We start from the raw sequence: 21,409 nt of genomic DNA, 5'->3' as shown, positions 1-21,409 counted from the left end.
GGGCATCAGACGCCGGAGAGAATATGAATCGTCGGCCGCTTGGGCAAGTTGCGGATCGAAACCGTGATCGTCGCGTCGTCATCGGTCACGGCATCGAAGCCCTCGCCGAACATGGAAAGGAACTGGCTGATCGGCGGCCCACGGCGATGCATCGGCAGGATCAGCGCCGAACGCAGGCGCTGCACGACACGGCTCATGCTCTCGGCCCCCATGGTCAGCCCGCCATCGACTGGCACCATCAGCACGTCGAGCCGGCCGATTTCGGCATATTGTTTCTCGGTCAATTCGTGGTGCAGGTGGCCGAGATGGCCGATGCACAGGCCCGCCACCTCGAAGATGAAGATGGAATTGCCGTTCGGCTCCATCGCCCCGCCCCAGCCGCGGATATCGGTCTGCACATTGCGGATATAGGTATCTCCCGCCACGACGTCGTGATCGGCCCCCTTTTCCGAACCATCGAGCCAGCCGTGCAGTACATATTCGATGCCCGGCTCCGGGGTCAGCGTGTAGTGGCTGGAATGGGCCTTGTTCATCGTGACCACGGTCGGCAGCGCCGGCGGCTTGTACCAGCCGTTGTAGTCCGTCGCGATCTTCACGCCGGCCGGCGTCTCGATGAAGAAGGTCGAGTGGCCGACATAGGTGATGCGCACCTCCTCGTTCGCCTTGGCCTGCACCTTGAGGGCAGCGCCGCCCGAAAAGCTGGCAAAGGTGACGGAGGGCAACGAGCGCGCGATCATCTGGCACTGGCTGACCGGCGCTTCCGCCTGCGCGAGTGAAACCCGCGGAGCGGCAAAAACCGCGGCGGCGACAAGGATCAACGGAATGAGCAGGAGATGCGGCATCGGCGGCTCCGTTCATTGGTCGGCGCGACTATGCGCCCGCGAGGCGGGCGGGTCGAGATTGCGCGGCCGGCCGGCCGATCACAATCCGTTGAGCCATCTCGCGCGGAACCTTGCACGCCGCCTCACGTTCTCCATCCATCAATCCAACGATTGCGAGGAGCAGCCATGTCCAACCTCACCAAGGCACGCGAGAACCCGAAGGAACAGCTTTTCGACGAGATCGACAGGATCCATGCCGGCATGCTGGGCGTCGACGGCAGCCATATGCAGATGCAGCCGATGGCCCCGCAGCTCGACCGCCAGAGCGCGACGATCTGGTTCTTCACCAAGACCGACGCCGAGATCGTCGAGGCCATTTCGCCCGGCACGCGCGCCCATTTCTGCGTCGTCGGCAAGGACCACGACTACCATGCCTGCCTTGCAGGCCGGATTTCCGTACGCAAGGATCCCATCAAGATCGACGAATACTGGAGTTCCGTCGTCGAGGCGTGGTTCGACCACGGCAAGAACGATCCGAAACTCACCCTGCTGGCGCTGGAAATCGAGGACGCGGAAGTCTGGGCCTCGACCGGCAGCAAGCTGAAATTCGGCTGGGAAATCGCCAAGGCCAACTTCAACCCCGACGAGGAACCCGACGTCGGCGTGAAGGCGCATCTCAACTTTTCAAACGGCTCGGCCGATCACCTGCGCCACATGATCTGAGGTTCGGCCGGCGTTCGAGATCAGGCCCAGAAATCCGGCAGCGTTTCGGCAAGGCGCGGGCCGAGGCGAAGCGGGGCGATCTTTTCGGCAAGGCCGGTGCGGTCGGAAATCTCGACCGCCAGGCCGCAGATGGTCGCCGGGCCGGACGCCGCCTCGAAGCGGCCTTTCGGCATTTTGGAGATGAAGCGGTTGAGCGGCTCCTCCTTCTCCATGCCGAGGGAGGAATCGTAGTCGCCGCACATGCCGGCATCCGACATATAGCCGGTGCCGCCATTGAGGATCTGGCAATCGGCGGTCGGCACATGGGTGTGCGTGCCGACGACGACGCTGGCACGACCATCGACGAAGTGGCCAAAGCACTGCTTCTCGCTGGTCGCCTCCGCATGGAAATCGAAGATCACGGCATCGGCCTGCTCGCCGAGCGGGCAGGAGGCGAGGATCGTCTCGCCGGCGGTGAAGGGGTCGTCGAGTTCGGGGTGCATGAAGACCCGGCCCATGATGTTGGCGACCAGCACGCGCGCGCCGTTCCGCGCGATGAAGAGGTTCGCGCCGCGGCCGGGCGTGCCGGCGGGGTAGTTGGCGGGGCGCAGGAACTGGTCGTGCCGGCTGGCGAAGGTCACCGCCTCCTTCTGGTCCCAGACGTGGTTACCGGTCGTCACGACGTCGGCGCCGGCGTTGATCGTCTCAAGGAAGATGTCTTCCGTGATGCCAAAGCCGCCCGCCGCGTTCTCCCCGTTGACGACCACGAAATCCAGCTTGAGATCACTGATCAGCCCCGGCAGGCGCTGCCAGACGGCCGTCCGCCCGGTCTTGCCCACCATGTCGCCGAGAAAGAGAAAACGCATCGAAGAACCTTACGAAACCTGTTGGAACAAACGAAGGCCGCTTTCGGTGAGGATCGCGTCCAGCGCGACGTCATGCGGCTCCGCGGGTACTGATGCCACTTCCTGGCAATCGAAAGCAATGCCGATCAGTCTCGGCACACGGCCTTTTGCCTTGAGGCGATCAATGGCCCGGTCGTAGTGGCCGGCGCCATAGCCGATGCGGTGGCCTGCCCGATCAAAGGCGGAGAGCGGCACGAGAAGGATATCGGGATCCAGTGCCGCCGCCTCCGGGCCCGGCCCGATCGTGCCGAATCCGGTCTTGATGACGGGCGCACCGACGACCAGCTCCCGGAAGATGATCGTCTCCCGGTCGAGCACAACGGGTAGGCAAAGCCGCGCCCCGCGCGTGCGAAGATGCGCCATCAGCGGGCGGATATCGGCCTCCGAGCGGATCGGCCAGAAGCCCGAGATGACCGTGCCGGGTTCAAGTTCGATACGGTCGCCCGCAAGCTCCACCATGGCGAGACTGCCTTCGATACGCGCTTCGGGCGCCATTCCATCGCGCAGCGCCAGTCGCTCGTTGCGGATCGCCGCCTTCTGTTCCTTGGGTGTCACTGTCGTCTCCAGCCGTGCTGCCGTGGCTTATCAGCTAGCAGCGCCGGAAGGCAAATCCTCATCCCGTTACGACGACGGGAGGTCGCAGAATCTGTGCCGCAACGGGACAAAGAGGTAAAAAACCGCCCCGGCCCGTTAAGCATTGGAACAGCTTGTGCTTTCGGCAGCAGGCTTCAGCGGTTAAGCGGGGCGCATGTCCTCGGAAAATGATCTTTCCCCCCTCCCCGAGCTGACCGAGATCGAAAAGCGGTGCCTCGAACTTGCCGCCAACGGCAGGACGCCGGCCGATATCGTGCTCGAAACCGACATCGCCATGGCGCGCGTGACGGACGCCATGCACAGCGCGATCGAAAAGCTCGGCGCCCGCAACATCACGGGCGCGATCACCCGTGCCGCCCGCCTCAGGCTGATCTAGAGCATTTCCGCGTTGTCCGACGCCGAGCCGATCCCGCTTCGGCTGGAAATGCTCTAGGCAGCGGCCGAGGCCTCTGCCAGCCGCAGCATGGCAAGCGCCGCGCCCTCGTCCGTTATCAGCGTGTTGCAGCCGACGCGGCGGATGGTGGCACGGATCGCCGGGGCGCGGTGCGCCCCGCCCGAGACGAGCACGATGTGGCGCGCTTTCTTCACCGTGTCGAGATCGATCGACATGACCCGATGGCGGATCGGATGGTCGATCGTGTGGCCCTCCGCATCGAGGAAATTGCACATCGTATCGCAGACGCAGCCGGCCGCGATCAGCTCTTCCAGCTCGTGCCGGGCAATGAAATCTCGCGAGAGCGAACTGGAACGCGGGCCGATGTCGCCGCAGCTGACGACCGCGATATCCATGTTCTCCGCCAGTTCGAACAACGTCTTCAGGCCGCATTTCTCAATGAGGCTGCGCTTGGTTTCCCGCGAATCGACGAGCAGCGGCGCCAGGAACAGGTAGCATTCCGCCCCGAGCTGGCTGGCAAGCCGCCAGGTATATTCGATCGGGTTGATGTGGTGCGCCTCGACGACGCCGCCGAGCAGCGAGACGACCTTCACCCGCTCCCGCCGCACCGGGCGAAAACTGGCGAGCGAGGCGGTGAGCGTGCGCCCCCAGCCGACGCCGACGGTGCAATCATCCGGAATCGCCTCCGTCAGGAACTGGCCGAGTGCAAGACCGACGCCCTTGGCCGTCGCCTCCGCGCTGTCGGCCGCCGGCACCACCACCGCCTCGTCGAGCCCATAGGCCTTCTCCAGCCGCACGGCGAGCTCGACGCAATCGGCAACACCCTCGTTGATCCAGATCTGCACCTCCGAGCGCTTCAGCGCTTCATCCAGCATGCGGATGACCGTGGTGCGGCTGACGCCGATCTTTTCCGCCACATCCTTCTGGGTGAGGCCCTGGTTGTAATAGAGCCAGGCCGCCCGGAGGCGCAGTGCCGCCGATTCCGAATAGGCCGTGTGTGTGTCGCGCCGGAGCCTTGCCACGTCGCCTCCATCCTTGTCTGCAATGTCTGGGCGCACCATAACACGGGAAACGAAAAATGCGACATATGTTCAGAAGATTGATCAAAAGTGCTTGACTTTTTCCCGAGGAAACGATGATAGTCCGCCTCATATCGGCTGGCGGCACTCCGTCGGCAGATTGGTTGTGCCAGCCCGCGCGGTGACTGAAACAGGAAGCACAGTTGCCGGGCGCGCTTTCACAGGGAACATGGAGGAGGGCCTGGCGTTCGAGCCGAACGCGGCCCAGCAACAACCATTCGGGATATCGGATATGACGTCCAAGCTTGAACAACTCCGCGCGATGACGACCGTCGTGGCAGACACCGGCGACATCGATGCCGTGCGCCGCCTGAAGCCGGTCGATTGCACCACCAACCCCACGATCGTCCTGAAGGCGCTCGGCACGCCCATGTTTGCCGACACCGTAGCGGAGGCCATCCGCTGGGGCCAGTCGCAGGGCGGCAACCGCGAGGGCGTCGTCTCGGCCGTGGCCGATCGTCTCGCCATCTCCGTCGGTGCAGCCCTTGCCGAACTCGTGCCCGGCCGCGTCTCGACGGAAGTCGACGCCGATCTCTCGTTCGACACCGAAGCCTCCATCGCCAAAGGCCGCGAGATCATCAAGGCCTACGAGGCACGCGGCATCGCCCGCGACCGCATCCTCATCAAGCTCGCCTCCACCTGGGAAGGCATCCGCGCCGCGGAAGTCCTCCAGAAGGACGGTATCGACTGCAACCTGACGCTGCTCTTCAACAAGGCCCAGGCCATCGCCTGCGCCGATGCCGACGTCTTCCTCATCTCGCCCTTCGTCGGCCGCATCCTCGACTGGCACGTCAAGGCATCCGGCAAGACCTTCACGGCGGAAGAAGATCCGGGCGTGCTCTCGGTCCGCGCCATCTACGACTACTACAAGTCGAACGGCATCAACACGATCGTCATGGGCGCCTCCTTCCGCAACACCGGCGAGATCGAAGCCCTGGCCGGCTGCGACCGCCTGACGATCAGCCCGGCCCTGCTCGAGGAACTCGATGCGGCCGAAGGCACGCTGGAGCGCAAGCTCTCGCCGGAAAAGGTCGCCAAGGTTTCGCCGGTCAAGCTCGACGAAAAGGCCTTCCGCTGGATGCTGAACGAAGACGCCATGGCCACCGAAAAGCTCTCCGAAGGCATCCGCGCCTTCGCCAAGGATCTCGGGAGCCTCCGCGCCATGATCGACAAGGAACTGAAGGCGGCGGCGTAAGCTGTTCGCTCCAAGACCATGAAAGCCGCCCAGTGGGCGGCTTTCTTTTTTGCGCCTTAACCATAGAGCGACAAACGTCCTGGTCGGGCTCGCGGAGCCGCTGCCACACGCCTAGATTACATCGAGGTGAAACGGCGAAAGGATTTTGGCATGAAGCGTTTTCTGGCGGCGACGGCCCTGTTTTGCATGGCGGGATTTGCCGCGTCGGCGGCTGCGCAAGACGCCTTCGATGGCGAATGGCAGCAGGTCGCCTCGAATGCGGGCGAATGCCCGAGCTGCCGCATCACCATTCGCCAGACCGGCACATCGCTGCAAATCATCGCCAACAACGACTGGACGGCAATCGCGGAGACTAACGGGCGTGACGCTGCGGGAGGCGCCGGCTTCTGGAAACGGGGAACGCGGAAAACCTATTCCGGCAAGACTTTCGACATCCGCATCCGCCGCAATGCCGATGACAACCTTCTCATGAGGATGAAAATCGAGCCGATCCGCGGAGAAAACCGCACGATCAACGGTCTGTTCAAGCGGATCGAACGCTTGAAAATCTAAAAAGTGCGATCCACGACGACCGATGGAGATTTACGATCCTGGGTGCCTACAAACGTAGGTGGGCACCGTGTGACCAAGCCCACGGGCCGGGTCAGGGACAGCTCCCTTTGGATCGAGTATGGCCCCAGGGATTGTGGTTCCTGTCGGGAAGCGCAGATCGCCTCCGCTATATAGGCGCAAAGCGGCCGCTTCGCCAGTGGCAATTGTTTAGGTTCAGTTGACCGGCGGCTTGCCTGAGAGTTTGGCCGCCATGCCCTGGATCTGGCTCGTCAGTTCACCGAGCGCCTGGGCGATGGCGTCTTCGCTGCGCGAGACCTCGCTCATCACGCCTTCTCGCCCCTTGCGCAGGTCCTCCGTCTCCGCTTCCAGCTTGCTCAGCCGGCGCTTGACGTCGTTGAGCTCGTCCATGACCATGATACCGGCCATGACGGTCAGGCGCAGGTCGCCGATCTCGCCGAACTGGCTCTTCAGGTGCCCGACATACTGATCGAAGCCGGAGGCGAGCTCTTCGAGATGCGCCTCCTGGCCCTCTTCGCAGGCCATGCGATAGGCCTTGCCATCGATCTGTACGGTTACCTGTGCCATGCGGGATTTCCTGACTGATTATCGATCGAGCACGGCCCGGATGGTTTCCATGGCCGTGACGAGCCGCCGGGAGACCTCGCGGTTGACCTCCTCCAGGCGGTTTGCACGGAATTCGGACTGGTCGAGCTCCTGGGCGAGCCGCGAGCGATCGGCATTGACACGCCGCACCTCGCCTTCGACCTCACCGTGGTCGCGTTCGCGGTCGAAGCGCATGTCGAGCGCATTGTCGAGGCTGAGTATCGCTCTGCGAAGCTCCTCGATCGCCGCTCTGACTGTTTCCCCGTTCGTCATAAAGCCTTCACCGGCACTCTCAAAAAACACGAATCGCCGCCGCCAGCGCCGGTTCTCTCCCATTGACAGTATTCAACTGCGGGCACGAGCGTCAACAGCACGGCCATCGCGGCGGGAAAGCCGCTGTGGATCAGCATCACGGCGGGTTGCGCAAGGTGCCCGATACAGCCCCGTTGCCGCGGCAAAAAAGCCGCCGGAATCCCCCCGCAAAGGCCGGAAAAACCGCCGAATTCGTTGACTCCGACGGCTTACCTGCTATGTGTCACCCGCTTCCTAACCGATGCCCGAAACGGCACCGGCCCTGACACCCCGAAGAATACGGAACAGTCATGATCTCTCGCGAAAAACACGACCGGATGGCGAACGCAATTCGCTTCCTTTCCATGGATGCCGTGGAAAAGGCGAACTCGGGTCACCCCGGCCTGCCTATGGGCGCAGCAGACATCGCAACGGTTCTTTTCACCCGCTTTCTCTCCTTCGATCCGAAGACCCCGTCCTGGCCGAACCGCGACCGTTTCGTGCTGTCGGCCGGCCACGGCTCGATGCTCCTCTACTCGCTGCTTTATTTGACGGGCTACGAGGACATCACGATCGACGAGATCAAGAATTTCCGCCAGCTCGGCGCCAAGACGGCCGGCCACCCGGAATACGGCCATGCCGCCGGCATCGAGACGACCACCGGTCCGCTCGGCCAGGGCATCGCCAATGCCGTCGGCATGGCGCTTGCCGAGCGCAAGCTGCGCGACGAGTTCGGCTCCGACCTCATCGAACACTATACCTACGTTCTCGCAGGTGACGGCTGCCTCATGGAGGGGATCAGCCAGGAAGCAATCTCGCTCGCCGGCCACCTGAAGCTGAACAAGCTGATCGTGTTCTGGGACGACAACAACATCTCCATCGACGGCCCGATCTCGATCGCCGACTCGACCGACCAGCACGCCCGCTTCCGCGCCAGCGGCTGGAACACGATCGCTGTCGACGGTCATGATCCGGATGCGATCGCCGCGGCGATCGAAGTGGCTCAGAAATCCGACAAGCCGACCATGCTCGCCTGCAAGACGACGATCGGCTTCGGCGCCCCGAACAAGGCCGGTACGCACAAGGTGCACGGTTCGCCGCTCGGCGCGGACGAAATCGCCGCCGCCCGCAAGGCACTGAACTGGGAATCGGAAGCCTTCGTCGTTCCTTCCGACGTGCTTGACGCCTGGCGCCTTGCCGGCCTTCGCTCTGCCAAGACCCACAAGGAATGGGACGCGCGCCTCGAAAAGACGGACGCCGAGAAGAAGGCGCAGTTCGTCCGCCGCTTTGCCGGCGATCTCGAGAGCAGCCTGGATTCGGCCATCTCCGCCTACAAGAAGAAACTTGCCGAAACCAAGCCGAACCCGGCGACCCGAAAGGCTTCGGAAGACGCGCTCGAGGTCATCAACGGCGTTCTCAACGAAACGATCGGCGGCTCGGCCGACCTCACCGGCTCGAACAACACCAAGACGAGCCAGACCAAGTCGATCACCCCGACAGACTTCTCCGGCCGCTACATCCACTACGGTGTGCGCGAGCACGGCATGGCGGCAGCCATGAACGGCATGGCGCTGCATGGCGGCCTCATCCCGTATTCCGGCGGCTTCCTGATCTTCTCGGACTACTGCCGTCCCTCGATCCGCCTTGCCGCCCTGATGGGCATCCGCGTCATCCACGTCCTGACGCACGATTCCATCGGCCTTGGCGAAGACGGCCCGACGCACCAGCCGGTCGAGCACATGGCGGCCCTGCGCGCCATCCCGAACCTGCTCGTCTTCCGCCCGGCCGATGCCACGGAAACGGCCGAGTGCTGGCAGCTTGCCCTCGAAAGCCACAACCGCCCGTCCGCCATCGCGCTGACCCGCCAGAACCTGATGCCGGTCCGTCTGGAGTACGAGGAAGAAAACCTCTGCGCCCGCGGCGCCTATGATCTCGTCTCGGCCAGCGATGCCCAGGTGACGCTCTTTGCCTCCGGTTCGGAAATCGAGATCGCGGTCAAGGCGCAGCAGGCGCTGTCGGCCAAGGGCGTTTCGACCCGCGTCGTCTCGGTTCCCTGCTTCGAGCTCTTCGCCGAGCAGCCGGAAGCCTACCAGCAGGCGGTCATCGGCAATTCGCCGGTCAAGATCGCCATCGAGGCCGGCATCCGCCAGGGCTGGGATCACTTCATCGGTTCGGACGGCCTCTTCGTCGGCATGTCCTCCTTCGGCGCATCCGGTCCCTACAAGGACCTTTACAAGCACTTCGGCATCACGCCGGAGGCCGTTGTCGCCGCCGCGGAAGCCAAGCTCGCCTGAGTGCGTAGGGCGCGACCTGTCGCGCCCTCCCCCGCCAAACGTTTATTGATAGGGAGAGACCCCACATGACTGTGAAAGTTGCCATCAACGGCTTTGGCCGCATCGGCCGTAACGTTCTGCGCGCAATCGTCGAATCCGGCCGCACCGACATCGAAGTCGTTGCCGTCAACGACCTCGGCCCGGTCGAGACCAACGCGCATCTCGTTCGTTACGATTCCGTGCACGGCAAGTTCCCGGGCACCGTTACCGTTTCCGGCGACACCATCGACGTCGGCCGCGGCCCGATCCGCGTTACCGCGATCCGTGATCCGAAGGAACTGCCCTGGGGCGACGTCGATATCGCGCTGGAATGCACCGGCCTGTTCACGACGAAGGAAAAGGCTGGCGCGCATCTCGCCAACGGCTCCAAGCGCGTCATCGTCTCCGCACCGTGCGACAATGCCGACAAGACGATCGTCTACGGCGTCAACCACAACACGCTGACGAAAGACGACCTCGTCATCTCGAACGCGTCCTGCACGACGAACTGCCTGGCGCCCGTCGCCTATATTCTCGACAAGGCCTTCGGCATCGAGAAGGGCTACATGACGACGATCCACTCCTACACGGGTGACCAGCCGACGCTCGACACCATGCACAAGGACCTGTACCGCGCCCGCGCCGCAGCCCTGTCCATGATCCCGACCTCGACGGGTGCCGCCAAGGCCGTCGGCCTCGTTCTGCCGCAGCTCGCCGGCAAGCTCGACGGCTCGGCGATCCGCGTACCGACCCCGAACGTCTCGGTCGTCGACCTGAAGTTCGTGCCGTCGCGCAACGTCACGGCTGACGAAGTCAACGCCGCCATTAAGGCCGCCGCCGAAGGCGAACTGAAGGGCATCCTCGACTACGTCACCGGCCCGCTCGTCTCGATCGACTTCAACCACGACAGCCATTCCTCGAACTTCGCTGCCGACCAGACCAAGGTCCTCGACGGCAACCTCGTGCGTATCCTGTCCTGGTACGACAACGAGTGGGGCTTCTCGAACCGCATGTCCGACACGGCCGTTGCCCTCGGCAAGCTGATCTAAGCAGAAACGCAAAACACCCGGGTAGCGATGCCCGGGTGTTTTTTCACGACCAGACACCAGACTTCCGGAGCGGCCGCATGACCTTCAAGACCCTCGACAACCTCACCGATATCGCCGGCAAGCGCGTGCTCGTCCGCGTCGATCTCAACGTGCCCGTCAAGGACGGCAAGGTCACCGATGCAACCCGCATCGAACGCGTCGCCCCGACCATCCGCGAACTCTCGGAAAAGGGCGCGAAGGTCATCCTGCTCGCCCATTTCGGCCGCCCGAAGGGTGAGGTCGTCGCCGACATGTCGCTTGAGCAGATCCTGCCCGCCGTCAACGACGTTCTCGGCAGAAAGGTCGGCTTTGCCGCCGATTGCATCGGCGAGCCGGCCGCCACCGCCATCGCCGCCCTGGCGAACGGCGATATCCTGCTTCTCGAAAACACCCGTTTCCACAAGGGTGAGGAGAAGAACAGCCCGGACTTCACCGCGGCTCTGGCTGCCAGTGGCGACATCTACGTCAACGACGCCTTCTCCGCCGCCCATCGCGCCCATTCCTCAACCGAGGGCCTTGCGCATCTGCTGCCCGCCTATGCCGGCCGCACCATGCAGGCCGAGCTGGAAGCGCTGGAAAAGGGCCTCGGCAATCCGGCCCGCCCTGTCGTCGCCATCGTCGGCGGCGCCAAGGTCTCCACCAAGATCGACCTCCTCATGAACCTTGTGAAGAAGGTCGATGCACTGGTCATCGGCGGTGGTATGGCGAACACATTCCTCGCCGCCCGGGGCACCAATGTCGGCAAGTCGCTCTGCGAGCATGACCTTGCCGATACCGCCAAGCAGATCATGATCGAGGCTGCGACCGCAACCTGCGCCATCGTTCTGCCGGAAGACGGTGTCGTCGCCCGCGAGTTCAAGGCCAATGCCGAGAACGAAGTGGTCGATGTCAGCGCCATTCCGGCCGACGCCATGATGCTCGATGTCGGTCCGAAGACGATCGAGGCAGTCAACGCCTGGATCTCGCGCGCTTCGACGCTCGTCTGGAACGGCCCGCTCGGCGCCTTCGAAATCGCGCCCTTCGACACCGCGACGGTGGCTGCCGCCAAACATGCCGCCGCACGCACAAAGGAAGGCGCACTCGTCTCTGTCGCTGGTGGTGGTGATACAGTCGCGGCCCTCAACCATGCCGGCGTTGCCGACGATTTCACCTATGTCTCGACCGCCGGCGGCGCCTTCCTCGAATGGATGGAAGGCAAGCCGCTGCCGGGCGTCGATATCCTGCGCCAACAGAAATAATGCCAAAGCCCTTGCGCTTGGCGCTGGATCGCCTACATTCCTGACATCGTCAACGTTCAGAAAGGAAGGTGATCCAATGTCTAATGAGATTTCGGTCTTGGCTTCGGGCATGGGAATTGTGGTGAACGCAACGAGGCAGCCCTCGTTCTGATCACGCCTTCCTTCGGGTCCAAAGACCCGGGTCCACGCCGGACCAAACCTCATGGGGGCCACCTTCAGGTGGCCCTTTTGCGTTTCCGAGACGGCGCTGCCGCGCTGAACCGCAACAAAGGAGTGGTTTGCGGTCCTTTGATCTCGATCCGCCGGGCCTTTCTGGCAACAGCCTTGTCTTACGGACGGACCAGCACGGTCAGCATCATCAGGGCGATGGCGACGACGGCGATCTTCCAGAAATCCGCACGGCGTTTCAGCCCCGGCAGGCCGAGAGGCCGGATGAGATGCAGCAGCATGACGGCAAGCAGCAGGGCGGGAAGGATTTTCGACATGACGGCCTTTCTCCCCCCTTCCTGTCACACCTCAGACACTTTTCCAAGCGATCAGCACGAGACCTGAAATTCGTACGCCCACGTGCTTTGCATCTGGCAATCGCGGACAGGTGCGCTATTCCTTACCCATTGGCGAAACTCACGAAAACCTCATGCGAAAAAACCTCATATCCGTCTTCGCGCTTTTCATGGGCACGCTGTTCCTCTTTCTCGGGAACGGCCTGCACGGCCTGCTTCTGCCGATGCGCGGCGCCTTCGAAGGGTATGAGACGACGATGCTCGGCCTGCTGGGTACGTCCTGGGCCTCGGGTTTCGTTCTTGGCTGCCTTCTCGCCCCGACCGTCGTCAAGCGCATCGGCCATGTCCGTGCCTTTTCCGGTTTCGCCTCGCTGATCGCCATCATCGCGCTTCTGACGGGCATGCTGGTCGATCCGTTCTGGTGGATCGCGCTGCGCGCCGTCACCGGCTTCTCGATCGCCGGCACCTCGATGATCATCGAAAGCTGGCTGAACGAGCGCGCAACCAATGAAAGTCGCGGCCTGATCTTCTCGCTCTACATCGCCATCACCCTCGTCGGCACCGTCGGCGGCCAGATGACCGTGGCGCTGGGCGACGTGACGACGCCCCTGCTCTTCATGTTCGCCGGTATCCTCTATTGCCTTGCCATGCTGCCGACGACGCTCTCCACAGCCGCCTCGCCGCAGCCGCTGAAGCAGGTCAGGCTCGACATCCCCGCGCTCTACCGCACCTCGCCGGTCGCCAGCGTCGGCATCGTGCTGATCGGCATCGCCAACGGCGCCTTCGGCACGCTCGGCGCGGTCTTCGGCGCCAATGCCGGCCTCTCGCCCAGCACGATCGCCATCATGATGAGTGTCGCCATCTTCGCCGGCGCCGTGATGCAGCTGCCCGCCGGCCGCCTGTCCGACCGCGTCGACCGGCGCATCGTGCTCGCGGCGCTGTCCGCCATCGCCGCTGCTGCGGGTCTGTCGCTCTTCGTCTTCCAGCCCGCCTCGGTCACCATGCTTCTGGTGCTGACGGCGCTCTATGGCGCCATGGCGAACGCGCTCTACCCGATCGCCGTCTCGCACGCCAACGACTTTGCCAGCCCGGAAGACTTCGTCAAGGTCTCCGGCGGCCTTCTGCTGCTCTATGGCGTCGGCACGATCATCGGCCCGACGATCGGCGGCCCGATCATGTCGGCGGTCGGCCCCTATGCGCTCTTCATGGTCACCTGCTGGGCGCATATCCTGATCACCGCCTACGCCATCTTCCGCAGCCGGCGCCGCGCCGCAAAGCCGGCCGAGATGCGCGAGAACTACACAACCCTCAATCCCGGCACGCTCACCACGCCGGAAAGCCTTCAGCTTTCGCCGCGCGCCCTCGCCCAGCCGCAGGCCGCCGACGAGCAACAGGAGGAGCGACCCGCATGAGCTTTTTCGAAGACGACCGCCCGGCAAGGAAGATCGCTCACGAGATCGGCAGCGACCTCGCGCTGCTGTCCGTCGACGAGCTTTCCGCCCGCATCGACCTGCTGCGCGCGGAAATCGAACGGCTGGAGGCCGAAAAGCTGAAGAAGGGCGCCAGCCGATCGGCCGCGGAAAACCTGTTCCGGTAGGCGCGTCGGACCGCCGCAGCCTTGCCGAAAAGGCACAGACACAAGCAAACCGGCAATAGAGTTAACCGGCCATTAAGCCTTCCCTGTTATTACTTGAACATCCGGTCCTTCCGGGTTCAGACATTTTCACCCTTCGGGGTTCGGTCTGATTTTTCTCCCTGTTTTACCTTGAGAGCCGCTTTCCGCGGCTCTTTTTTTGTCTGCCGCGCCCACAAAAGGAACCTGTCCCGAAAGAATTGTGGAGATTAACCCTTTCTTAAGAATACCCTTGCGCGAATTAGGTTATGGGATCATCCTCACGACATAGACCGGCCGATTGGAACACCACGGGCCGACCTTCCGTTACCTGCATGTGATGCGTTCAACAGGGATGAAACCATGTCCGAAAGAGGATTGAATACCGTCAGCTTCGCTGGCCACGTTGCGTCGTCGGCGCAATTCAAGTCCCTGTACGCCGAAGGCATGGGTCTGGTCGAGGAGACCGCGAGCTATCTCGACGGCGTCGGCCGCCAGGCTTCCAAGGTGCTGCCCCGCATGGCCTCCGTGCTTTATGCGGCAGAGTCGATGCGCCTCACCACCCGCCTGATGCAGATGGCCTCCTGGCTGCTCCTGCAGCGCGCCGTCAACAATGGCGAGATGAGCCGCGACCAGGTGCTTTCGGAAAAGAACAAGGTCCGCCTCGACAGCTTCAACGTCGACAAGACCGCACCCGGCTGGAACGACCTGCCGGAAGCCTTCCGCGACCTCATCGAGCGCTCGCTGCGCCTGCAGAACCGCATCGCCCTGCTCGACCGCGAGATCTATCGCCCGCAGGAGGTCCAGACCTTCGCACCCGACAACCAGAACAGCGTGCAGGCCCAGATCAACCTGCTGCAGACGGCCTTCGGCAACAACTGAGCGACAGGCCAGACGTGACGATGGAGACCCGGCTCAGGCCGGGTTTTTTGTTGCACGGACCGCCCTCGCCTGCCCGCCGGGATCATCTCCTCCCAAAACGCAAAAAACCCGGCCGAAGCCGGGTTTTTCAAATTCGTCCGAAGCAGGCGGATTAGAGGCCGAGGCCTTCGAAGCGCTTCTTGAACTTGGAGACGCGGCCGCCGCGGTCCATGAGCTGCTGGTTGCCGCCGGTCCAGGCCGGGTGCGACTTCGGGTCGATTTCGAGGTTCATCGTTGCGCCTTCCGAACCCCAGGTCGAGCGGGTTTCGTACTCGGTGCCGTCGGTCATCACAACCTTGATGGTGTGGTATGCGGGATGGATATCAGCCTTCATGACAACTTTCCTGCCTGTTCCGGGGGCCAATTGTCGCAACGGATTGCGACAGCGGGGCCAAAGACGTAAATGAAGCCGCGGTCGGTCGGACCTACGGCTTCCCAATTCGATGGCGAGCCTATACAGGAAGGCCGTCTGGATAACAAGAGCCGAAAGACAATTCGTGCCGGAAGGCGCTGGAAACGGGGGTATGGTGTCCACAGACAAAGAGCAGGGCGCACAGGAAAAATCGGCGCGCCGCAACATTCGTCCGCTGGGCAGGCTTGCTCCCTATATCGGCCGTTATCGCGGCCTCGTCGCCGGGGCGCTGGTGGCCCTCGTAATGGCCGCCGTCACCACGCTCATCCTGCCGCTCGCCGTCCGCCGTATGATCGACCACGGCTTCTCCGGCGCCGATGCCGGCTTCATCAACACCTATTTCATGATGCTCTTCGCGCTGGCCGGCCTGCTCGCGCTGGCGAGCGCCATGCGCTATTACTTCGTCATCACGCTCGGCGAACGCATCGTGGCGGACCTGCGCCGCGACGTCTTTTCCCATGTGACGAGGCTTTCGCCCGCCTTCTTCGACGTCAACCAGTCCGGCGAGATCGTCTCGCGACTGACCGCCGACACGACACAGATCAAATCCGCCGTCGGCGCCACCGCTTCCGTCGCGCTGCGCAACCTCATCCTCTGTTTCGGCGCCATCGCCATGATGGTCTATACCAGCCCGAAACTCTCCAGCCTCGTCATCGCCGCCATTCCGGTGATCGTCTTCCCGCTCGTCGCCTTCGGCCGCTCGGTGCGCCGCCGCTCGCGCGAGGCGCAGGACACGCTGGCCGCGGCCTCCGCCTATGCCGGCGAGGCGATCGGCGCCACCCGCACGCTCCAGGCCTTCAACGCGGAAGACGCCGCCCGCGCCCGCTTCTTCGGTGCTGTCGAGCAGGCCTATGGCGCCGCACGCTCCGCCATCCGCGCCCGCTCGCTGCTGACCGGCTTTGCCATCGCCATGATCTTTGGCTCTGTCGTTGCCGTGCTCTGGTTCGGCGCCCGCGACGTGCTGGCGGGCACGCTTTCGGCCGGCACGCTCGGCCAGTTCCTGCTCTATGCGGTCTTTGCCGCCGGCAGCCTCGGCGCACTGTCGGAAGTCTGGGGCGAGCTTTCGCAGGCTGCCGGCGCTGCCGAGCGTCTCACCGAACTTCTGGCCGAGCCGCCCGCCATCACCGCGCCCGCGAACCCCGTGGCCCTGCCGCTGCCCGCCCGCGGCGAGCTCACCTTCCGCGATGTGCATTTCTCCTATCCCGCCCGCCCCGGCTATCGCAGCATCAACGGCTTGGACTTTGCAGTAAGGCAGGGCGAGACCGTGGCCATCGTCGGCCCCTCCGGCGCCGGCAAGAGCACGATCCTCTCGCTGGTGCTGCGCTTCTACGATCCCGATACCGGCACCGTGCTTCTCGACGGCGTCGACCTTCGCGCCGCCGATCCGGAAGAGCTGCGGCGCCGTATCGCGCTGGTGCCGCAGGACGTCACCATTTTTGCTGCGACGATCCGCGACAACATCGCCTTCGGCATGACCGGCGTGAGCGACGAGGCCGTGCAGGCCGCAGCAAGGGCCGCACAGGCGGAAGAATTCATCGCACGGCTCGACAAGGGCTATGACACCATGGTGGGCGAGCGCGGCGTGACGCTGTCCGGCGGCCAACGCCAGCGCATCGCCATCGCCCGGGCCATCCTCAAGGACGCCCCGCTGCTGCTGCTCGACGAGGCGACCTCCGCGCTCGACGCGGAAAGCGAAACGCTCGTCCAGAAGGCCCTCGACGGCCAGATGGGCAAGCGCACGACGATCGTCATTGCTCATCGTCTCGCGACCGTTCTGAAGGCCGACCGCATCCTCGTCATGGAGGCCGGCCGTATCGTCGAGGAAGGCACCCACCAGTCACTCATAAGGCAGGACGGCCTCTACGCCCGCCTCGCCCGCCTGCAGTTCGATCACGGTGGTCAGGCGTTCCTTGGAGAAGACCGCGCAACCGGCTGAATGCGGCCCCTTGCCTGACGGGCTGGGCGCCCTATCCTGAGGTGGCGGACTTCACGTCACCTCGGGAGGAAACCACGTGACATTTTCGACGCTCACCCGCCGGACCCTCATGGCCCTCGGCACCACCGTGCTTGCATCGCTGGCACTCGGCCAGCCCGCCAGCGCCCAGCAGTTTCCCGACAGGACCGTCACGCTTGTCGTGCCCTTCGCCGCCGGCGGCTCGACGGATGTCGTCGCGCGCATCATCGCGCAGAAGATGGGCGACATCCTCGGCCAGCAGATCATCGTGGAAAATGTCGGCGGCGCGGGCGGCAGCCTGGGGGCCGACCGTGTGGCGCGCGCCGAACCCGATGGCTACACGATCCTGATGGCGACCGTCGCCACCCATGCACTGAACCCGCTGATCCTCAAGACCAAGCCCTACGATGCGGAAAAGGACTTCGCGCCGGTCTCCTTGCTGGTCATCGTGCCGAATGTCCTGGTGGTGAATCCGGAGCTGCCGGCCAAGAATGTCGAGGAACTGCTGGCCCTGCTGAAGGCCGATCCGGAAGGGTACAGCTATGCCTCCTCCGGCAATGGCACGCCGCTGCACCTTTCTGGAGAGCTCTTCAAATCGATGGCCGGCGTCAGCATGCAGCATGTGCCCTACAAGGGCTCCGGCCCGGCACTGAACGACGTGATCGGCAACCAGATCCCGATCATGTTCGACAACCTGCCGTCTTCCTCCGGCCACATCAAGGCTGGTACGCTGCGGGCGCTCGCCGTCACCACGAAGGAGCGCGCCGCTTCGTTCCCCGACGTGCCGACGATCGCCGAAGCGGGCATTCCCGGCTACGAGACCTATACCTGGAACGCGCTCTTCGCCCCGGCCGGCACGCCAAACGAGGTCGTCACCAAGCTCAACGAGGCCGCCAACGCGGCGCTGAAGGATCCGGCCGTCGCCGAGCGCATGAAGGAGTTCAGCGCCACCATCGTCGGTTCGACGCCGGAAGAACTCGGCAAGCACGTCACCGCCGAGCTTGCCAAGTGGAAGCCGGTTGTCGAGGGCGCCAACATCCAGATGGACTGACGCTGCCTGTCCAAAGCAATTCCGCTTCGGCGGGATTGCTTCAGCGTTCGGTGAGTTTCAGTTCGATGCGACGGTTGGTTGCCCGCGCCGCATCATCGCTGCCTTCGGCGATCGGCTGGAACTCGCCGAAACCGGCCGCAACAAGCCGGTTGGCCGGAACGCCCCTGGAGATCAGGAACTTGACAACCGACGTCGCGCGGGCGGAAGAAAGCTCCCAGTTGTCGCGGTAGCGGCCCGTGCCCGACAGCGGCACATTGTCCGTGTGCCCGTCGACGCGCAGCACCCAGTTGATCTCCGAGGGGATCTCGCGAGCAAGATCGAGCAGCGCGGTGGCAAGCTTGCTCATTTCCGCCTGCCCCGCCTCGTTGAGGTCGTTGCCGCCAGAGGGGAACAGCACTTCCGACTGGAAGACGAAGCGGTCGCCGACGATGCGGATGTTTTCCCGGTCGGAAAGGATTTCACGCAGGCGCCCGAAGAAATCGGAACGGTAGCGGTTGAGCTCCTGCACGCGCTGCGCCAGCGCGACATTCAGGCGGCGGCCGAGATCGGCGATCTTCGTCTGCGACGACTTGTCCTTGGCTTCGGAGGCCTGCAGCGCCTCCTCGACGGCGGCAATCTGGCTGCGCAGCGCCGCGATCTGCTGGTTGAGCAGCTCGATCTGGCTCATGGCCCGGGCGCTCACCTGCTTTTCCGAATCGAGTTCGCCCTCCAGCGTCGTGACCCGCGCATTGGCGGCATCCGAAACCCCGGCGCCACTGTCGAGCAGTTGCTGCAGGCGGGTACGGTCACTCTCCGACTGGGCAAGCGAGGCCTGGAGATTGGCTAGCGCATCCTCGAGGTCCTGCTTGCCGCTCTTTTCCAACGCCAGAAGCTGGGTCAGCTCGTTGATCTGGCTGGTCAGCCGGTTGAGCACGTCGTCCTTGCCGGAGATTTCGCGGCTGAGGAAGAACTGCGCCAGCACGAAGACCGTGAGCAGGAACATGATGGCGAGCAGCAGCGTCGACAGCGCGTCAACGAAGCCCGGCCAGTAATCGACCGTGCGCTGGCTGCGCCGATTGCGGGCGAGCGCCATCCTTATTCGCCCCCGGCCTTATGCACCTTTTCCGTCGTGCGCTCCGGCAGGCGCTCGACGGTCTTCTCGCCGCTGCGTGCGGCAAGCCGGTCGAGCGTGCGGCGCAGCGCTTTCGCTTCCTCCTGCTGTGCCTCGATCCAGTCGCGCAACATCTGCTGCTCGCTGCGCATGTTCTTGACGAGGCCCTGGATACCTTCGGCAAGGCTGGCCATGGCAGCGGTCGAACGCCCGGGCCCGCCCTCCTGCGCCAGCTTGAGGATCTGCTGGGCCAGCGCCTGCACGTCGGTGGAGGAGTTGGCCGCCATGTCGACCACCGGCTGCAGCTCCGAGCCGACATCGGTGACGGACGAAAGCCAGTTTTCGAGCTCCGTATAAAAGCGGTTCTGTGCGCGGCCGGCCTGAAGGTCGAGGAAGCCGAGAATCAGCGAGCCGGAGAGGCCGAAAAGCGAGGTGGAGAAAGCCGTTCCCATGCCTTCGAGCGGCGCGGAAAGGCCTTCCTTCAGCGCATTGAGAATGTCGTTCGCCGTACCGGCACCGGCATCGAGTGACTGGATGACGGCGCTGATCGAGCCGATCGTTCCGAGCAATCCCCAGAAGGTGCCGAGCAGGCCGAGGAAGACGAGAAGGCCGATCAGGTAGCGGGAGGTGTCGCGCGATTCGTCGAGGCGCGTGGCGATGGAATCAAGGATCGACCGCAACGCCGTGGTCGAGAGCGCCACCGAATGACGCCGACCGATCAAAGCACGCATCGGCGCAAGCAGGACGGGATCGCGCCCGACCTTCTCGGCGCTGCCGGCCGCGCGGAACGAATTGAACCAGCGCACCTCCGGCCGCAGCGCCAGCACATGGTTGAAGACCAACAGGATGCCGATCAGCAGAACGCCGAGAATAAGGCCGTTCAGGCCGGGGTTGCTGAGGAAGGCCGATTGCGCCTGGCGGAAGAGGATGGCGGCCACGAAGCCGACGATGATGAGGAAGATCACCATCGTCCAGAAGAAGGCCATGGGGCTTGAGAGTTTGTGGGGATAATCTTCCCCGGTCTCGGGCGACCCTCCCCAACCCGACAGCCCAAGCTTCGCCATGTCGTCGTCTCTCCGCTTCCTTGTCGGGCGGGAGACTAGAGGAAGATTGCGCCGAATTGAAGGGCTTAGCGGCAACAGCGGCGCGGAATGCGCCGCCCAATTGCGGGTCTTAGCGGGTCGGCACCGGGCGATGCACGACTTCGCTCAGCGCCTTGTGGATATATTCGTTGCCCGCGATGATCGTACCCGTGTCGAGCATGGCGCTGCCGCCCGTCAGATCGGTTGCATAGCCGCCGGCTTCGCGAATCAGGAGAATACCAGCCGCCAGATCCCACGGCGCCAGATCGCGTTCCCAGAAGCCGTCGAAACGGCCCGCGGCGACATAGGCAAGGTCGAGCGCGGCAGAGCCGAGACGACGCATGCCGGCGACTTCACCCATCACGTGGCGCAGCTCGATAAGGAACTTGCCATGGTTGCCGCGGCCGAGATGCGGCACGCCGCAGCCGATGACCGCATCCGACAGGTTCTTACGGGCCGCAACGCGCAGGCGCCGATCGTTGAGGAAGGCGCCGCCGCCACGCTCGGCGGTGAAGAGTTCATCCGTCGCCGGGTTCAGCACCACGGCAGCAACGATCTCGCCGTTGCGCTCGAGCGCGATCGAAATGGCGAAGGCGGGAATGCCGTGCAGGAAGTTGGTCGTGCCGTCGAGCGGATCGACGATCCAGCGATGTGCCCCGTCGGTGCCGGCGATCTCTTCCGATTCCTCGCCAAGGAAACTGTAGGTCGGACGGGCCTTCATCAGGTCTTCACGGATCAGCTTCTCCGCCTTTCGGTCGGCCTGCGAGACATAGTCGCCCGGGCCCTTGAGCGAGACCTGCAGGTTCTGCACCTCGCCGAAGTCGCGCGCGAGCGACTTGCCGGCCTTGAAGGCGGCCTGAACCATGACGTTGAGAAGAGCTGAACGAGCCATGTAGAAATAATCCTTCGGGAATGTCCGGCGCTTCGAAACGGCAGAGCCGCGGCGCGAAAGCACGCCGTGACCGGAATATGTGGCCTCAAAACCACAAATCCCCCGAAGTTTCAAGCCT

Annotated in this window: 23 protein-coding genes and 1 other RNA gene; 12 read left to right on the top strand and 12 right to left on the bottom strand. The window is 63.9% G+C overall.

Annotated elements, in window-relative coordinates; all coding sequences use genetic code 11:
• Positions 1–5: 5 nt before the first annotated feature.
• Complete coding sequence (locus tag EXZ48_RS01855; protein WP_130514122.1) at positions 6–842, bottom strand: MBL fold metallo-hydrolase; 837 nt, start codon at positions 840–842, stop codon at positions 6–8.
• 165 nt (positions 843–1,007) lie between these two features.
• Here EXZ48_RS01855 and EXZ48_RS01850 point away from each other — a divergent pair, with 165 nt between their 5' ends.
• Entirely contained in the window at positions 1,008–1,544 is a 537-nt protein-coding gene (locus tag EXZ48_RS01850; RefSeq protein ID WP_130514121.1) for a pyridoxamine 5'-phosphate oxidase family protein, read from the top strand.
• Positions 1,545–1,564: 20 nt separating this feature from the next.
• Here EXZ48_RS01850 and EXZ48_RS01845 read toward each other — a convergent pair whose 3' ends face one another.
• Together EXZ48_RS01845 and EXZ48_RS01840 are read right to left on the bottom strand one after the other, a co-directional pair.
• Positions 1,565–2,389, bottom strand: a complete 825-nt coding sequence (locus EXZ48_RS01845) for a YmdB family metallophosphoesterase (RefSeq protein WP_023512192.1) — start codon at positions 2,387–2,389, stop codon at positions 1,565–1,567.
• A gap of 9 nt (positions 2,390–2,398) precedes the next feature.
• Positions 2,399–2,983, bottom strand: a complete 585-nt coding sequence (locus EXZ48_RS01840; protein ID WP_130514120.1) for a 5-formyltetrahydrofolate cyclo-ligase — start codon at positions 2,981–2,983, stop codon at positions 2,399–2,401.
• 193 nt (positions 2,984–3,176) lie between these two features.
• On the opposite strand from EXZ48_RS01840, the gene EXZ48_RS01835 reads away from it, so the two are divergent.
• Positions 3,177–3,398, top strand: a complete 222-nt coding sequence (locus tag EXZ48_RS01835) for an ATP-dependent transcriptional regulator (protein ID WP_023512194.1) — start codon at positions 3,177–3,179, stop codon at positions 3,396–3,398.
• 53 nt (positions 3,399–3,451) lie between these two features.
• Here EXZ48_RS01835 and EXZ48_RS01830 read toward each other — a convergent pair whose 3' ends face one another.
• Positions 3,452–4,438 carry a sugar-binding transcriptional regulator gene (locus EXZ48_RS01830; protein WP_023512195.1) on the bottom strand — a complete coding sequence of 329 codons (987 nt, stop codon included), beginning with the start codon at positions 4,436–4,438 and terminating at the stop codon, positions 3,452–3,454.
• A 289-nt stretch (positions 4,439–4,727) separates the two neighbouring features.
• On the opposite strand from EXZ48_RS01830, the gene tal reads away from it, so the two are divergent.
• On the top strand, positions 4,728–5,690 hold the full coding sequence (gene tal / locus EXZ48_RS01825; RefSeq protein ID WP_130514119.1) for a transaldolase: 963 nt from the start codon (positions 4,728–4,730) through the stop codon (positions 5,688–5,690).
• 150 nt (positions 5,691–5,840) lie between these two features.
• Positions 5,841–6,242, top strand: coding sequence for a hypothetical protein (locus EXZ48_RS01820; protein WP_130514118.1), 402 nt, complete (start codon positions 5,841–5,843; stop codon positions 6,240–6,242).
• A gap of 3 nt (positions 6,243–6,245) precedes the next feature.
• Here the strand turns inward: EXZ48_RS01820 and ssrS are convergent.
• The 3 genes from ssrS to EXZ48_RS01805 form a co-directional block, all read right to left on the bottom strand.
• Positions 6,246–6,404: non-coding RNA, 6S RNA (gene ssrS, locus EXZ48_RS01815), on the bottom strand.
• 51 nt (positions 6,405–6,455) lie between these two features.
• Positions 6,456–6,827: a cell division protein ZapA gene (locus tag EXZ48_RS01810; RefSeq protein ID WP_023514645.1), complete on the bottom strand. Its 372-nt coding sequence runs from the start codon at positions 6,825–6,827 to the stop codon at positions 6,456–6,458.
• Between the two features lie 18 nt (positions 6,828–6,845).
• On the bottom strand, positions 6,846–7,118 hold the full coding sequence (locus tag EXZ48_RS01805; protein ID WP_037408596.1) for a DUF4164 domain-containing protein: 273 nt from the start codon (positions 7,116–7,118) through the stop codon (positions 6,846–6,848).
• A gap of 329 nt (positions 7,119–7,447) precedes the next feature.
• Between EXZ48_RS01805 and tkt the strand changes: the two genes are divergently transcribed.
• The 3 genes from tkt (at position 7,448) to pgk (ending at position 11,774) form a co-directional block, all read left to right on the top strand.
• On the top strand, positions 7,448–9,430 hold the full coding sequence (gene tkt, locus EXZ48_RS01800; protein ID WP_023514643.1) for a transketolase: 1,983 nt from the start codon (positions 7,448–7,450) through the stop codon (positions 9,428–9,430).
• A gap of 65 nt (positions 9,431–9,495) precedes the next feature.
• Positions 9,496–10,497 carry a type I glyceraldehyde-3-phosphate dehydrogenase gene (gene gap / locus EXZ48_RS01795; RefSeq protein ID WP_023514642.1) on the top strand — a complete coding sequence of 334 codons (1,002 nt, stop codon included), beginning with the start codon at positions 9,496–9,498 and terminating at the stop codon, positions 10,495–10,497.
• A 77-nt stretch (positions 10,498–10,574) separates the two neighbouring features.
• Positions 10,575–11,774, top strand: coding sequence for a phosphoglycerate kinase (gene pgk, locus EXZ48_RS01790; RefSeq protein WP_130514117.1), 1,200 nt, complete (start codon positions 10,575–10,577; stop codon positions 11,772–11,774).
• Positions 11,775–12,103: 329 nt separating this feature from the next.
• On the opposite strand, the gene EXZ48_RS34735 is transcribed toward pgk, so the two are convergent.
• Positions 12,104–12,259, bottom strand: a complete 156-nt coding sequence (locus EXZ48_RS34735) for a hypothetical protein (protein ID WP_024271176.1) — start codon at positions 12,257–12,259, stop codon at positions 12,104–12,106.
• Positions 12,260–12,411: 152 nt separating this feature from the next.
• Here EXZ48_RS34735 and EXZ48_RS01785 point away from each other — a divergent pair, with 152 nt between their 5' ends.
• From EXZ48_RS01785 to EXZ48_RS01775, 3 genes are all read left to right on the top strand, one after another.
• Entirely contained in the window at positions 12,412–13,689 is a 1,278-nt protein-coding gene (locus EXZ48_RS01785; RefSeq protein WP_130514116.1) for an MFS transporter, read from the top strand.
• Positions 13,686–13,874, top strand: a complete 189-nt coding sequence (locus tag EXZ48_RS01780; RefSeq protein WP_050746156.1) for a DUF1192 domain-containing protein — start codon at positions 13,686–13,688, stop codon at positions 13,872–13,874. Before EXZ48_RS01785 ends, EXZ48_RS01780 begins: the two co-directional genes overlap by 4 nt.
• Positions 13,875–14,252: 378 nt before the next feature.
• A complete protein-coding gene (locus EXZ48_RS01775; protein WP_023516321.1) occupies positions 14,253–14,771 on the top strand; it encodes a DUF1465 family protein in 519 nt (172 codons plus the stop codon).
• 151 nt (positions 14,772–14,922) lie between these two features.
• Here the strand turns inward: EXZ48_RS01775 and rpmE are convergent, their stop codons facing one another.
• Positions 14,923–15,144 carry a 50S ribosomal protein L31 gene (gene rpmE / locus EXZ48_RS01770; protein ID WP_023516320.1) on the bottom strand — a complete coding sequence of 74 codons (222 nt, stop codon included), beginning with the start codon at positions 15,142–15,144 and terminating at the stop codon, positions 14,923–14,925.
• A 190-nt stretch (positions 15,145–15,334) separates the two neighbouring features.
• Between rpmE and EXZ48_RS01765 the strand changes: the two genes are divergently transcribed.
• Positions 15,335–17,158: an ABC transporter transmembrane domain-containing protein gene (locus EXZ48_RS01765; protein WP_024271179.1), complete on the top strand. Its 1,824-nt coding sequence runs from the start codon at positions 15,335–15,337 to the stop codon at positions 17,156–17,158.
• A 109-nt stretch (positions 17,159–17,267) separates the two neighbouring features.
• Positions 17,268–18,227 (top strand): Bug family tripartite tricarboxylate transporter substrate binding protein, encoded by a 960-nt coding sequence (locus tag EXZ48_RS01760; RefSeq protein ID WP_371687634.1) that lies wholly within the window; start codon positions 17,268–17,270, stop codon positions 18,225–18,227.
• Between the two features lie 40 nt (positions 18,228–18,267).
• On the opposite strand, the gene EXZ48_RS01755 is transcribed toward EXZ48_RS01760, so the two are convergent.
• From EXZ48_RS01755 to EXZ48_RS01745, 3 genes are all read right to left on the bottom strand, one after another.
• Complete coding sequence (locus tag EXZ48_RS01755) at positions 18,268–19,299, bottom strand: peptidoglycan -binding protein (RefSeq protein WP_023514879.1); 1,032 nt, start codon at positions 19,297–19,299, stop codon at positions 18,268–18,270.
• Positions 19,300–19,301: 2 nt separating this feature from the next.
• Positions 19,302–20,381 carry a MotA/TolQ/ExbB proton channel family protein gene (locus EXZ48_RS01750; RefSeq protein WP_050746158.1) on the bottom strand — a complete coding sequence of 360 codons (1,080 nt, stop codon included), beginning with the start codon at positions 20,379–20,381 and terminating at the stop codon, positions 19,302–19,304.
• Positions 20,382–20,490: 109 nt separating this feature from the next.
• Positions 20,491–21,291 (bottom strand): inositol monophosphatase family protein, encoded by an 801-nt coding sequence (locus tag EXZ48_RS01745; protein WP_130514114.1) that lies wholly within the window; start codon positions 21,289–21,291, stop codon positions 20,491–20,493.
• Positions 21,292–21,409 lie beyond the last annotated feature (118 nt).

It is taken from the genome of Shinella sp. JR1-6 (assembly GCF_004284735.1).
GTDB lineage: Bacteria > Pseudomonadota > Alphaproteobacteria > Rhizobiales > Rhizobiaceae > Shinella.
This window is presented reverse-complemented; position numbering and strand designations above follow the sequence as displayed.